The organism is Pantoea wallisii, from assembly GCF_002095485.1.
GTDB classification, from domain to species: domain Bacteria; phylum Pseudomonadota; class Gammaproteobacteria; order Enterobacterales; family Enterobacteriaceae; genus Pantoea; species Pantoea wallisii.
This window is the reverse complement of sequence record NZ_MLFS01000032.1, coordinates 40,331-53,385: the sequence shown is the minus strand read 5'-3', so window position 1 is coordinate 53,385 and position 13,055 is coordinate 40,331. Positions and strand designations below refer to the sequence as shown.

Annotated in this window: 12 protein-coding genes, 1 tRNA gene and 1 pseudogene; 7 read left to right on the top strand and 7 right to left on the bottom strand. The window is 55.4% G+C overall.

Translation table 11 applies throughout. The features are described 5' to 3' along the window. Together alkB and HA48_RS12705 are read left to right on the top strand one after the other, a co-directional pair. Positions 1-556, top strand: a 556-nt coding sequence (gene alkB, locus HA48_RS12710; RefSeq protein WP_128601639.1) for a DNA oxidative demethylase AlkB, incomplete at its 5' end; no start/stop codon positions are given. An 84-nt stretch (positions 557-640) separates the two neighbouring features. Continuing rightward, positions 641-2,293: a multidrug ABC transporter permease/ATP-binding protein gene (locus tag HA48_RS12705; RefSeq protein WP_128601638.1), complete on the top strand. Its 1,653-nt coding sequence runs from the start codon at positions 641-643 to the stop codon at positions 2,291-2,293. A gap of 152 nt (positions 2,294-2,445) precedes the next feature. Here HA48_RS12705 and HA48_RS12700 read toward each other — a convergent pair whose 3' ends face one another. Together HA48_RS12700 and HA48_RS12695 are read right to left on the bottom strand one after the other, a co-directional pair. After that, entirely contained in the window at positions 2,446-3,174 is a 729-nt protein-coding gene (locus HA48_RS12700; RefSeq protein WP_128601637.1) for a 4'-phosphopantetheinyl transferase family protein, read from the bottom strand. Positions 3,175-3,251: 77 nt separating this feature from the next. Beyond that, positions 3,252-3,455, bottom strand: coding sequence for a hypothetical protein (locus HA48_RS12695; RefSeq protein ID WP_128601636.1), 204 nt, complete (start codon positions 3,453-3,455; stop codon positions 3,252-3,254). Positions 3,456-3,765: 310 nt separating this feature from the next. Between HA48_RS12695 and HA48_RS12690 the strand changes: the two genes are divergently transcribed. Next, the gene (locus HA48_RS12690; RefSeq protein ID WP_128601635.1) at positions 3,766-4,320 is read left to right on the top strand and encodes a type IV secretion protein Rhs; all 555 of its coding nucleotides are present in this window, start codon (positions 3,766-3,768) and stop codon (positions 4,318-4,320) included. Positions 4,321-4,323: 3 nt separating this feature from the next. Beyond that, a complete protein-coding gene (locus HA48_RS12685; RefSeq protein ID WP_128601634.1) occupies positions 4,324-4,713 on the top strand; it encodes a putative T6SS immunity periplasmic lipoprotein in 390 nt (129 codons plus the stop codon). A 250-nt stretch (positions 4,714-4,963) separates the two neighbouring features. Here HA48_RS12685 and HA48_RS12680 read toward each other — a convergent pair. The 3 genes from HA48_RS12680 to HA48_RS12670 all read right to left on the bottom strand — a co-directional run bounded on the left by HA48_RS12680 (position 4,964) and on the right by HA48_RS12670 (position 7,115). After that, positions 4,964-5,040 (bottom strand) — tRNA-Pro (locus HA48_RS12680). A 72-nt stretch (positions 5,041-5,112) separates the two neighbouring features. Continuing rightward, on the bottom strand, positions 5,113-6,864 hold the full coding sequence (yejM, locus tag HA48_RS12675) for an LPS biosynthesis-modulating metalloenzyme YejM (RefSeq protein WP_128601633.1): 1,752 nt from the start codon (positions 6,862-6,864) through the stop codon (positions 5,113-5,115). Positions 6,865-6,887: 23 nt separating this feature from the next. Then, the gene (locus HA48_RS12670) at positions 6,888-7,115 is read right to left on the bottom strand and encodes a YejL family protein (RefSeq protein ID WP_021509249.1); all 228 of its coding nucleotides are present in this window, start codon (positions 7,113-7,115) and stop codon (positions 6,888-6,890) included. A gap of 158 nt (positions 7,116-7,273) precedes the next feature. Here HA48_RS12670 and yejK point away from each other — a divergent pair, with 158 nt between their 5' ends. Next, positions 7,274-8,278, top strand: coding sequence for a nucleoid-associated protein YejK (gene yejK, locus HA48_RS12665; protein ID WP_128601632.1), 1,005 nt, complete (start codon positions 7,274-7,276; stop codon positions 8,276-8,278). Between the two features lie 92 nt (positions 8,279-8,370). On the opposite strand, the gene rplY is transcribed toward yejK, so the two are convergent. Beyond that, positions 8,371-8,655, bottom strand: coding sequence for a 50S ribosomal protein L25 (gene rplY / locus HA48_RS12660; protein ID WP_128601631.1), 285 nt, complete (start codon positions 8,653-8,655; stop codon positions 8,371-8,373). Between the two features lie 130 nt (positions 8,656-8,785). Next, positions 8,786-10,540, bottom strand: coding sequence for a DNA repair helicase RadD (gene radD, locus HA48_RS12655; protein ID WP_128601630.1), 1,755 nt, complete (start codon positions 10,538-10,540; stop codon positions 8,786-8,788). A 247-nt stretch (positions 10,541-10,787) separates the two neighbouring features. Here radD and rsuA point away from each other — a divergent pair, with 247 nt between their 5' ends. Together rsuA and HA48_RS12645 are read left to right on the top strand one after the other, a co-directional pair. Continuing rightward, positions 10,788-11,510: a 16S rRNA pseudouridine(516) synthase RsuA gene (gene rsuA / locus HA48_RS12650; protein WP_128601629.1), complete on the top strand. Its 723-nt coding sequence runs from the start codon at positions 10,788-10,790 to the stop codon at positions 11,508-11,510. Positions 11,511-11,522: 12 nt separating this feature from the next. After that, positions 11,523-12,715: pseudogene (locus HA48_RS12645) on the top strand (Bcr/CflA family multidrug efflux MFS transporter). The last annotated feature ends 340 nt before the right edge of the window (positions 12,716-13,055 follow it).

The following is a 13,055-nucleotide window of genomic DNA, read 5'->3' as shown; positions in this document are numbered from 1 at the left end:
CGCCGATGCGCTGCTGGCCGCCATTATGGCGATTGCCGCGCAAAACCCTTTTGCGCATCGCATTACCCCGGGCGGGCATCGCATGTCGGTGGCGATGACCAACTGTGGCGATCTGGGCTGGTCAACGGATTCGCGCGGCTATCAGTATACCGAACAGGATGTCAGCAGCGGTCAGAAATGGCCGCCAATGCCTGCGCTGTTTCGTACCCTGGCGCAGCAGACTGCGGCAGAGGCGGGCTTCGACGGTTTCCATCCCGATGCCTGTTTGATCAACCGCTATGAGCCGGGCGCAAAGCTGACGCTGCATCAGGACAAGGATGAGAAAGACCTGCGCCAGCCGATCGTCTCTGTCTCGCTGGGGTTACCGGCGGTGTTTCAGTTTGGCGGTTTTGAGCGGGGCGATGCGACGCAGCGCGTGCTGCTGGAGCATGGCGATATCGTGGTGTGGGGCGGTCCGTCGCGCCTGCGTTATCACGGTATTTTACCGCTGAAGCCTGGCGTTCATCCGCAGGCGGGGGCTTTCCGCTACAACCTCACCTTCCGCCGCGCCCATTAACCGGGCGGCAGGGGCGAATTATTCTTGCGATCAACCGGAGCGCCATTAAACTGCAGGCTGCCTGGTTGACCCTGGATAATTTTCATGACATTGCTGCAGGTTGTTTTTCGCCAGTACCGCTGGCCTTTTATTGGTGTAATCGCGCTTACGCTGCTCAGCGCCGCCCTCGGAATCGGTCTGATTGCCTGGATCAATAACGAACTGATCGTCGCGGTTAATACCTCTGTCGCTGTTCTGCCGATGTTCCTTGGGCAGCTATTTTTACTGATGGCGGTGACGCTGGGTTCGCAGCTGGCGCTGACGATGTTAGGCCATCACTTTGTCTGGCGGCTGCGCGGCGAATTCATCAAACGGATTCTGGATACCCGCATTGAGCGCATCGAGCAGATCGGCAACGCGCAGTTGCTGGCCGGCCTTACCAGCGATGTACGCGCCATAACCATCGCCTTTGTACGTCTGCCGGAGCTGATTCAGGGCATTATTATCACGCTGGGCTCGGCGCTCTACCTCGCGTGGCTGTCGCCCAAAATGCTGGTGATCACCTCTCTGTGGCTGATTATCACGCTGGTTGGCGGCTGGCTGCTGGTCTCCCGCGTCTATCAGCACATGGCAAAGCTGCGCGAGATTGAGGATGATCTCTATCGCGACTTCCAGACCATCATTGAGGGTCGCAAAGAGCTGATGCTCAACCGCGAGCGTGCGCAGCTGATTTACGACAGCGTTTATCAGGAAGATGCCACCCGCTATCGCCACCATATTGTGCGCGCCGATACCTTCCACCTCAGCGCGGTAAACTGGTCGAACATTATGATGCTCGGTGCTATCGGTATCGTGTTCTTTATGGCTAACGGGCTGGGCTGGGCCAATACCGCAGTTGCGGCGACCTACTCGTTAACGCTGCTGTTCCTGCGTACGCCGCTGCTGGCGGCCGTGGGGGCACTGCCGACGCTGCTGAGTGCGCAGGTGGCGTTTCGTAAAATCAATACCTTCGATCTCGCACCTTATACTCCTGGCTTTAAAGCACTGCCGCAGGTGAGCGACTGGCAAACGCTGGAGTTGCGCGATGTCTGCTTCCATTATGGCGAGCACGGGTTCGCCGTCGGGCCGATTAACCTGACGCTGCGCCGTGGTGAGCTGGTGTTTCTGATTGGCGGCAACGGCAGCGGCAAATCCACGCTGGCGATGCTGCTTACCGGCCTGTATCAGCCGCAGTCGGGCAGCCTGTTGCTGGATGGCAAAGTGGTTGACTGGCAGAACCTGGATGCATATCGCAAGCACTTCTCGGCCGTCTTTACTGACGTCCATCTGTTTGACCGCCTGATTCGCCATAATGGCGAGCCGGCGAATCCGGCGCTGGTACAGCAGTGGCTGGAGCGCCTGAAGATGCAGGATAAGCTCAAACTGCAGGGCAATAAGGTATTGAACCTGCAGCTGTCGAAGGGGCAGAGCAAGCGCCTGGCGCTACTGCTGGCCGCTGCCGAAGAGCGCGATATCCTGCTGCTTGATGAGTGGGCGGCCGATCAGGATCCGCACTTCCGCCGCGTGTTCTATCGCGAACTGCTGCCGTGGTTACAGGCATCCGGTAAAACGGTGTTCGCCATTAGCCATGATGATCACTACTTTACCCATGCCGACCGTCTGCTGGAGATGCGCGAAGGCAGGTTAAGCGAACTGACCGGCAGCGAGCGGGATATGGCAACGCTGGATGCGGTGAAACGCACCGATACCGGCCATTAACGCCTGACGGCAAAGCTTAGCGAAAACCCGTATTGGGCAGCGCCTGGCTAAAGAGATAAGGTGGGTTTCAGCAGAGATCCTCGTCTCTGCCAGCCTGGAATAGTTCTGTTATCTTGTGTTATCACCGGCCGGATGCTTCCCGCGCCGGTTTTTTATTGCCCCGGCAGCGGGTGGGTCAGCAGTGTGATAACGCGATCTGGCTGTAGCCAGAAGCGTGCCTGCAACGGCGTTTGCTGTGTAAACGCCGGGCTGAAAGCGTGTGTTAAACGCAGGCTGGCCTGATGATGGTGCAGATCAAGAGCGGTTAATACCGCCTGATGAAACTCCATCGGCTGATGCAGCTGCGGCCACAGTGCTTTATACACACTCTCTTTGAGCGAAAACAGCAGGGTAGCGGCCTGAGCAAACGGCAGCGGTAAACCCGTTAGCAGGGCGTGCTCCGCCGGACTCATCAGCATTTCTGCGGTCTCCCGCGCGATCTTATCTGTCATCACCTCTTCAACGTCGATGCCGACACACAAGGGCGCCTGCGTGGCCGCCATCACTACCCAACCGTGGCTATGGGACAGTGATGCCTGAATCCCTGGCGGCCAGATCGGCGAGCGATCGGCGGCGTTGCGCAGCAGAAAATTCGCTATGCCCCACTGCTCCAGCTGCTGCTGTACCAGCCAGCGGCTGGCCAGAAACTCCGCTTTGCGCTTGAGGACGGCACCCTGCAGTGTCGCCGGTAGCGGCAGCTGCCACTGCTGATGCAGCGTCTCCTGCCAGCATGCCTGATCAAACTGGCACCAGGCGATAGCGGGAGATGACGCTGTAAGGGTACCTGCCGCACGGATAAAGGAGGAGGCAGGTAACGGCAGAGAGGATTCGCTGATAAACATAGATGAGCACGGCTGACGGAAAAGGGTGTTTTACCAGTCAGCCGTGGGCAGAGCAAGCCAAAGTGGCCTGCCGAAGTTTAGTGATTTGGCGGAATAGCGAAGCTTTTTATCTGCACGACAAAGTGCTGATGGCCTTTAGTGATACGCGCACCGCGATCGCACCAGTGTGTCGCCAGGCGGAAAAAGTCGTCGCTGCCGATATCGTATGCCAGTTCAACTTTGCTAATACCGGAATGCAGGAGTTCTTCCGCGTCCTGCAGGTTTTTTGCTTTGATGACCATAACGGTTTTCCATCAAATTAAAGGAGGTTTCAGGGTAGGGGATATATGTGACGTTTTTGTTTCAGTTTAATGAAATGCTGTCATAAAACAGTAAAAATGTGACTGCGCTCCGCTTTGATTTATCACGGCAAGTTATTGATTTATTGCCAGTTTAAAATTGATTTGGCGCTATTTATCTTGCTGGCCCAAGGCTACTTCCTCTGCCGGAGAAGCAAAGAATGTTGATTTAGGACAGGGTTTTCACTTTCTGATTAGGTACAGATATTTGGAGAAGCGGAAAACACAAAAACTCATATACAGGGAGTTCATTATGCTCAGGCAAGAACAGAAAGACCAATTAATTCAGGAAGGTGGATTGCGAATGATGACGCCAGGTGAAATCACTATGGCTCGTTTGATTTTTGGACACTCAATCGTTTATAGCCAGGTTTGGGTTCACTGTGATAGTTACTTACCTTTTGGGCTCCAGGGGAAGCATGTGGGAATGTCCCCCAATGGAGAGATTTATTTCAGAAAGGAAGAATATTTACCGGATTTCTCTTTTACAGCCGATCGTTCTAAACAACACTTTTTCATTCATGAGCTTGCCCATGTCTGGCAGCATCAGCATGGTCAATGGGTCAGACTGCGTGGGATGTTTAGCTGGGCAGCAAACTATACTTACCGACTTGATAAAAAGGAGCTAACAGAATATTCCCTTGAGCAACAGGCCTCCATAATAGCTGACTACTGGTTACTGAGGCGTTATGGCATGGGTGAATGGCAATATGGACGGGGTCGATTTGTGAAGTTCGTTGGTTTGATAGACCATGAGCTTCAGATGAACTACGAGCGTATTTTAAATCTATCTCTGAGGCAGCGATAAACCATGAAAAGGATTTTACTTTTGTCCCTGGTAATAACTTTAACAGGATGTCCCGGCTATCGCGATAGCATACCCGTAACGGAAACCGCAAATATCAGGATAGTGCAGGGTAACGTTTGTGTAACGGTCTTACCAAAGGCCGATGAACGGCTGGAAGCTATCTCCATTTACCGACTGGATCAGCCTGACAAACGTACAACTGCCTTTTTTAAGCCAACACTTACTCTGCGTTCCGGGGATTGCATCCCCGTGAATGGCTATGTCTTTGCAGAAAACGTTGCCTACCATTTTTCCGTTAAACTCCTTTCTTCGAAAAAAGAGCAGGCGGGACAGTGGCCTTTCAGCCGGGAACTTGCTGCTGAATTTGTGTTACAGCCACAACATGGTCAATAGGATATCCGGATACACAACATGTTTTTTAAAAGACAATTGAAATAATGCTTCTGCCAGCGCCAAACTGCCCTCTGTTAACGGCTGGCAGGCGAAACCCTTTATCATCCATAAAGCCTGACCGACAGCAGTGAGCAGTTTGCCGGCCAGCCGATCTGTAACAGGTGGCCGATGAGTGGCAGGATGAATTAAAAATCGAAAAGTAGTACAATAAAAAAAGCAGCCATAACAGGCTGCTTTTTTTTAGGGATTTTGGTCGGCACGAGAGGATTTGAACCTCCGACCCCTGACACCCCATGACAGTGCGCTACCAGGCTGCGCTACGTGCCGAACGTGGATGCTTATACTACTGGTTCCGTCAACGATTGCAAGATACGCGCAGGTTAACTGCCTCATAATTAATCAGTTTGCCGTAAAGCGCTTCTCTTCTGTTAACACCTGCAACAACAGAGCCAGTTGCGGCTTATGATCTTTCAGCTCATTGCCCTGAACATCATAGGCGCTGTAGCTGCCGTTATTATTCAGCACCAGCGTTACGGTTGGCGTTGTCACCACCAGCTTGCCATCCTCGCTGCTGGCTACCCAGTCATGGCTGCGCTGGGCGGCAAACAGATCTTCCCCCTGCGAGTAATTGACCGGGTTGGTACGCACATGCAGTAAACGCTGCATCAGCGTGGTCATCACATCCTGCTGATCGGTCAGGCGGGTAATGGTCTGTGCAGGCGTATTCGGCCAGTGCACCACCAGCGGCACCTGCAGCGTTGCGCGGTTACCGGGATCGTCACTGCCATCAAAGGTCACAGCACGCTGTGCGGTAATCACCACCACGGTATTTTTTAGCAAATCACGCTGCTGCAGGCTTTGCAGCACGGCGGCAATCTGCTCGTTCACGCTGCCCGCCTGGCGCAAATAGCTACGCTGGCGTGCTTTGGTGTTGTCACCGGTTACCATCACGCCGTTCAGCGCAATCCATGAGAACCAGGGAGCACTCCCGGATTTCTGCCCGTTGAGCCAGTTCTGCCACTGATTCACCGTGGTGCTGTTTGGCTGCGTATCCGCTTCCGGCAGGCTGTAATCCGCCAGTAACGCCTGGCGATAGAGCGGCTGGCTAAAGCCCTCCGACGAGAACAGGCCAAACTGATAACCCTGTGAATTGAGCGCCTCCAGCAGGGCAGAGGGCATACGTGCTGCCAGTACGCCATCCATGTAGCTGGAAGAGATACCGTAGAACAGACCGAACAGCCCTTTTTCCGGCTGCAGCCCGGCGCTGTAATGCTGCGTGAAGCGCACATTTTCGCTGGCGAACTGATTCAGGGCCGGCAGTGCTTTATCCACGCTGTCGTTGTTCAGGCCATCAACGGTTAACACCAGCAAATTGTGGCGCGTGCCGCCGTCGCGGAACGTAATGTCACTCAGCGGATACTGTACCGACAGCGCTTCCGGATCGCCCTGCTGCACCAGACGGCGCTGATACTCCTGCGCATCCAGCAGACCGTGACGCTCAAGGAAGCGGCGCGCCGTCATTGGATAGGAGAGCGGCAGATTAGCGCGCTGCATCGTAATCGGGCGATAGAAGTTGGCATCGGCCCAGATATAGAGCAGATGGCTGGCAAAAAAGGCGCTGATAAACAGAGCGGCAAGCGGCTTACCGAACGAACGCCGGTTAAGGCTGCGCAGCTTTTGCCAGCTCCAGGTGGCAAACAGCATCTCCACCAGGAAAATCACCGGCACGCTGATAAACATCAGCTGCCAGTCACGCGCCATCTCGCTCTGATCCGGATTGATCACCAGCTCCCATACCACCGGATTAAGGTGCAGATGGAAACGGTTGAACACTGCGCTATCAACCATGATCAGCGTCAGCCCGGCGGTGGCGACAATCGCCGACAGCACCCGTAGCAGGCGCTGCGACATGGCCACAAAGGTCAGCGGGAAGATGATCAGCAGATAAGCGGCAAACACAATAAAGCTAAAGTGGCCAATCCAGCTGGTAAACGCATAAATGCGGCCCGCCAGGGAAGAGGGCCAGTCGGCGACCAACAGGTAGCGGCTGCCTAATATCAGCGCGAACAGAATATTAAACAGGGCAAACCAGTGCCCCCAGCTAATCATCTGGGAGACTTTTTCTCGGTAGCGCTGCCGGTTGGTTACCATATTTATGAGGTCAGATCTGCAAATTAATGGGCGTTGTCATCGCGGACGGAAGACTGTAGTGCTTCCGCGAAAGACCGTGCCAGGCTGCGGCGCTGGGCCGGTGCGATGTCAGTGTTAATCAAATTGGTCACCATGTTCCCTAATACCATCAGGGAGAGGTCGGTTGGCGCTTTGTCTTTTTCAAGAACCTGCGCCAGCTGCGCGAGAAGCTGTTCAACGCGTGCGTCGCTATAACGGGATGATTGTGGCATATCGTCGACTAATCAAGTGTGAAAAGGCGGTATATTACCGTAACAAAGCACTTTTTTCCGCACTTTTATCGCAAGCAGAACGATCAGTTTGTGCGCGGAGTTGAAAGCGGCTGCGGGCGGTGTTTGAATACGCGCCTGAGCTTAAAGGAGAGTCTACCATGAGTCTGGATATCGACCAGATTGCCCTGCATCAGTTAGTTAAACGTGATGAAAACCAGCTGGAGCTGGTTCTGCGCGACACCCTACTGCCGGCCACCCAGGCAGTGGAAGAGATGGCGGAAGAGTTGCACCGTGTCTATAGCGCGAAAAGTAAAGCCTACGGCCTGTTCAACGAGGAGAGCGAGCTGGCCGATGCGTTGCGTAACTGCCGCAAAGGGCAGGATGACTTCCTGGCGTTCAGCCGTGCGGCGACCGGTCGCCTGCGTGATGAGCTCAGTAAATACCCTTTTGCCGACGGCGGCATCGTGCTGTTCCTGCACTATCGCTATCTGGCGGTGGAGTATCTGCTGGTGGCGGTGCTGAACAGCCAGTCAAGCATGCGCGTTAATGAGCAACTGGATATCAGCAGCACCCATTATCTTGATATCAATCATGCGGATATTGTGGCGCGTATCGATCTGACCGAGTGGGAAACCAATCCGGAATCCACCCGCTATCTGACCTTCCTGCGCGGTCGCGTTGGACGCAAGGTAGCGGATTTCTTTATGGATTTCCTCGGGGCCAGCGTCGGACTGGATACCAAAGCGCAAAACCGCGGCCTGCTACAGGCGGTGGATGATTACTGTGCCGAATCGAATCTGGATAAGAACGAGCGGCAGAACTATCGCCAGCAGGTATACAGCTACTGCAACGATCAGCTGCAGGCGGGCGAAGAGATTGCGCTGGAAGATCTCTCGACTGAGCTGCCACCGCTGGGCGACAAAACCTTCCAGGCCTTTACGCAGGAGCAAGGGTATGAGCTGGAGGAGCACTTTCCGGCGGACCGCAGTACGCTGCGTCAGCTGACGAAGTTTGCCGGGAGCGGCGGGGGATTAACGCTGAACTTTGATGCCATGCTGCTGGGCGAGCGGATTTTTTGGGATCCGGCAACCGATACGCTAACCATCAAAGGCACACCACCGAACCTGCGCGATCAGCTGCAGCGCCGGACGGGAAGTAAGTGATGAGCCGCAAAGGCTGACGACGTGGGCGCGCAGAAGTGTGCGCCATAAAAAAACGCCGCAGATGCGGCGTTTTTTCGTCAACCCGTTAGCGATTAAGCGCGAACGAAGTCGATGTGGTGCAGTTTTGGCTTGAACGGGTGACGCTGAACAGCCTGAACTTTTACTTTGGTCTCTTTACCGTCAACAACCAGCGTCAGCACTTCGCTGTAGAACTCAGGCTTAACCTGCATGTTCATTACAGAGTCGTGATCCAGTTCGATAGCAACTGGTGCTTCGTTGCCGCCATAGATGATGGCCGGGAATTTGTTTGCTGCACGCAGGCGGCGGCTCGCACCCTTACCCTGCTCTTTACGTACTTCGGTGTTGATCGTGAACATGTAATATCTCTTCGATAATTTCTGCTACAGGCGACCCAGCAGCAGAACGGTTATTCATAACGCTTTTACGGATGCAAAAGCGGGCGGCATTATAGCCGGATTGGGGCAGGGGGGCAAATGATTCCGCCGCTCAGCGCAGCTCATTAGCGCGCCGGTAACGTCCCTGATAATCGAACATTTTTTCCCGCACCTGCCAGAAGTGGCCTTTAGCGCGCGCCACAACAAAATCGGGATGGCGCAGCAACGGCTGCAGAGCCACCACGTCGGCAGCGGTTTGCCAGCCCAGCTCCACGCCGGGGGCACGCTGGTGTGGACGCATAAACAGCTGCTCAAAGGCTTTGCGCTGCGCCGGCGTGTGCAGGCGGAAACGCTCGCTAACGCTGGTGCCATCTTCATCATAGTAGGTCGCCTTCAGCCACTCGCCTTTGTCGTCGCGCCCGTGCTCCAGCGTCATGCCGCTACAGCGCAGCACGCGGGCATCTTTGAGCTTCAGCGCCGCTTTCAGCATATCATCCGGATCCACCAGCACTTTGTCGCACTGCTGGCAGCGACGCGCAGCGATGTCATTCTCTGCGCCGCAGTCCGGGCAGCTTTTAAAGCGGAAGCGATAATCGCACTGCTCGCGGTTGCCTTCGTCATCCTCCAGCACGCCCTGACAGCGACGACCAAAGTGCTCAATGATGTGGCCATCTTCTGTCGCTTTGCCCCAGAACGTGTTGGCGAAGCCGCAGGCCGGGCAGAATACCTGCACCGGCTGGTTATCGCTGGCGCCTTTAGGGGCGCCCACTTCAGGCGTAAAAAGATCGTGCGGATTGCCGGCGTAATCCAGAATCAGACAGTCGGTTTTGCCGGGCGCCAGCCGCAGGCCACGCCCGACGATTTGCTGATACAGGCTGACCGACTCTGTCGGACGCAGAATGGCGATTAAATCCACGTGCGGCGCATCGAAACCGGTGGTCAGCACCGCCACGTTCACCAGGAACTTCAGCTGCTGTGCTTTAAACGCCTGAATCAGCCGGTCGCGCTCTTTAACGGCCGTTTCGGCAGAGACCAGCGCACTGTTTTCCGGCAGCAGGGTCAGGATTTCGCGCGCATGCTCCACGGTGGAGGCAAAGATCATCACGCCGCGCCGATCCTCCGCAAATTCAATAATCTGGCGAATAATATGCGGTGTAACGCGGTTTTGCTGCTTCAGCTCGCGGTTAAGATCGGCCTCGCTAAACAGGCCGTTGTTTTGCGGAATCAGGCGGCTGAAGTCGTACTGAACGACCGGCATATCCAGCCGCTCCGGCGGCACCAGGAAGCCGTGTTTGATCATATAGCGCAGCGGTAATTCGTAGATACAGTCGCGAAACAGCGCCTTATCGTCGCCGCGCACCATGCCGTGATAGTGGAAGTGATAAATCCAGCCTTTGCCGAGGCGAAACGGCGTGGCGGTCAACCCCAGCAGGCGCAGCTGTGGATTGTGCTGACGCAAATGGGTAAAGAGCTGCTGATATTGGCTCTCATCATGATCGCTGATGCGGTGACACTCATCGACGATCACCAGCGAAAATGCGCTGTCAAAGCGATTAAGGTTACGCGCCACCGACTGCACGCTGCCAAACACCACTTTACCTTCGCTCTGCTTGCGCTGCAGGCCGGCCGCGAAAATATCTGCATCCAGGCCGTAAGCCTGATATTTGCTGTGGTTCTGCTCTACCAGCTCTTTAACATGCGCCAGTACCAGCACGCGTCCGCGCGCCAGGCGCGCCAGTTCCGCAATCACCAGGCTCTTGCCGGCACCGGTTGGCAGCACAATGACCGCGGGCGAAGCGTGCCGGCGGAAATGGGCGACGGTGGCGTCAACCGCCTCCTGTTGATATGGGCGCAGGGTGAAAGACATCGGGGCAAACTTTTTTCTGAAACGGGTGCACATTATGCCATGAAAGTGGCTGAAACGCAGGATCGCTACTATTAGCAGGCGAACGTTCAGGCTATACTGCCCACACTTTTTTAGCGGTTAACCCTGCCATGCTTCACGCCGCATAAGGTCTGGCTTCCCCTGTCGGTTGCCCGCCAGCAACGTGAACGCGCCCGGGCGATAAATACCGTTTCAGGTTCCCTCCGCAGTAACAGGCAAAAGCGAATTCATGCGACTCGACAAATTCATATCTCAGCAACTGGAAGTTAGCCGTGCAATTGCTGGCCGCGAAATCCGCGCCAGAAAAATCACCATTAATGGCGAAGTCGTGCGCGATACCGCGTACAAAGTGATGCCGGAAGACGAAATCGACTATGATGGCAATCCGCTGGTGGTGCAGCACGGTCCGCGCTATTTCATGCTGAACAAGCCGCAGGGCTATGTCTGCTCTACCGACGATCCCGATCACCCCACCATCCTCTACTTCATTGAGGAGCCGGCGGCCTTCAAGCTGCACGCCGCGGGTCGTCTGGATATTGATACCACCGGTCTGGTGCTGCTGACCGATGACGGTCAATGGTCACATCGCATTACGTCACCGCGCCATCATCTGGAAAAAACCTATCTGGTTGAAGTCGAAGAGCCTATCGATCCGGCGCTGGTGGAGACGTTTGCTGCAGGTATTCAGCTGCACAATGAAAAAGAGCTCACCAAACCTGCGGTTCTGGACATTCTGGATGAGAAGGCAGCGCGTCTGACCATCAGCGAAGGGCGTTATCACCAGGTGAAACGCATGTTCGCTGCCGTCGGCAACCATGTGAATGCGTTGCATCGTGAAAGCATTGGTACGATTGTGCTGGATGAGGATCTCGGGGAGGGGGAATATCGCGCGCTGACCGCCGCCGAGATCGACAGCATTGGCCTGCCAGAAGAACTTAAACAACGCAAATAGCGGGAGACGGCGGTGCGTAAGGAAAAAAATTCACCGGTAGGGTTGGTGGTCATTCTGGGATTGCTGGCGATGCTGATGCCACTCTCCATCGACATGTATTTGCCGGCGATGCCGCAAATCGCGCGCGAATATGCCGTTTCGGCGGGCAGCGTGCAGATGACACTCAACCTTTATATCCTTGGCTTTGCCATCGGTCAGCTGGTGTATGGCCCGCTGGCGGACAGCTACGGACGGAAACCGGTGATTGTGCTGGGCACGCTGATCTTTGCCTGTGCCGCTGCCGCCTGCGCGCTGTCGCAGTCGATCGATCAGCTGATCTTTATGCGTTTCCTGCACGGCTTATCCGCCGCCGCTGCCAGCGTGGTGATCAATGCCTGATGCGTGACAGCTACTCGAAAGAGGAGTTCTCGCGCATGATGTCGTTTGTGATGCTGATTACCACCATCGCGCCGCTGCTGGCGCCGATTATCGGCGGCTGGCTGCTGCTGCTGTGGAACTGGCACGCTATCTTCTGGACGCTGGCCATTGCAGCGCTGATCACCACGGTACTGGTGGTGACGCAAATTCGCGAAACCCTGAAGCCTGAGCAGCGCCAGCGCTTTCATTTACGCACCACGCTGAGCAACTTTGTGGTGCTGGTGCGCCATAAGCGCGCCTTCAGCTACATGCTGGCGAGCGGCTTCTCCTTTGCCGGGCTATTTACATTTCTTAACGCCGGTCCGTTTGTTTACATTGAGGTCAACCATGTATCGCCGCAGAACTTCGGCTACTACTTTGGTCTGAATGTGGTGTTCCTGTTTGTCATGACGCTGATCAACAGCCGTGCGGTGCGGCGTTTTGGCCCGCTGGCGATGTTCCGCTGCGGGCTGGTGATTCAGTTCGCGATGGGCATCTGGCTGCTGGTGGTGAGCGCGCTGCATCTCGGTTTTCTGCCGCTGGTGTTTGGCGTCGCCATGTTTATCGGCTGCGTATCCGTGGTCTCGTCTAATGCGATGGCGGTGATCCTGGATGAGTTTCCGCACATGGCAGGCACCGCCTCCTCCCTTGCAGGCACGCTGCGCTTCGGCGTGGGCGCGCTGGTGGGGGCGCTGTTGTCGCTGGTGAGCATGAACAGTGCCTGGCCGATGGTCGCCACCATCGCGCTGTGCGCCACGGTCTCCATCGTCCTGTTCAGCTACGCCGCCCGACCACGCAAGGCAGCGTAATGCCCGTCCGCCGTTCACCGTACATGCATTGAACCCCGTAGTGGCGCGCCACAGGCCCGCCGCTCATCTTCATGCCGCTGCGTATATCTCACCGTCTTTCACGCGCGATTCGTGACAACTGCGCCTAAATCCCCTGCGTTCGTTATGCTTAATGTTTCCATATTGTGAAAATTAAGCGCTAAAAAAGTAACGGAATTGCGTCTAAAATGATTGTTAACCGCGGCAGAACGCGGTACACATAGGCATAAATGCGAGAAAGCTCGCAAATAATAATGTTGCTTCATGCTTTGTCACTGAAACGAGAAGGCCATCCTTGACGTCCGTATTCTGAGCTTACCAG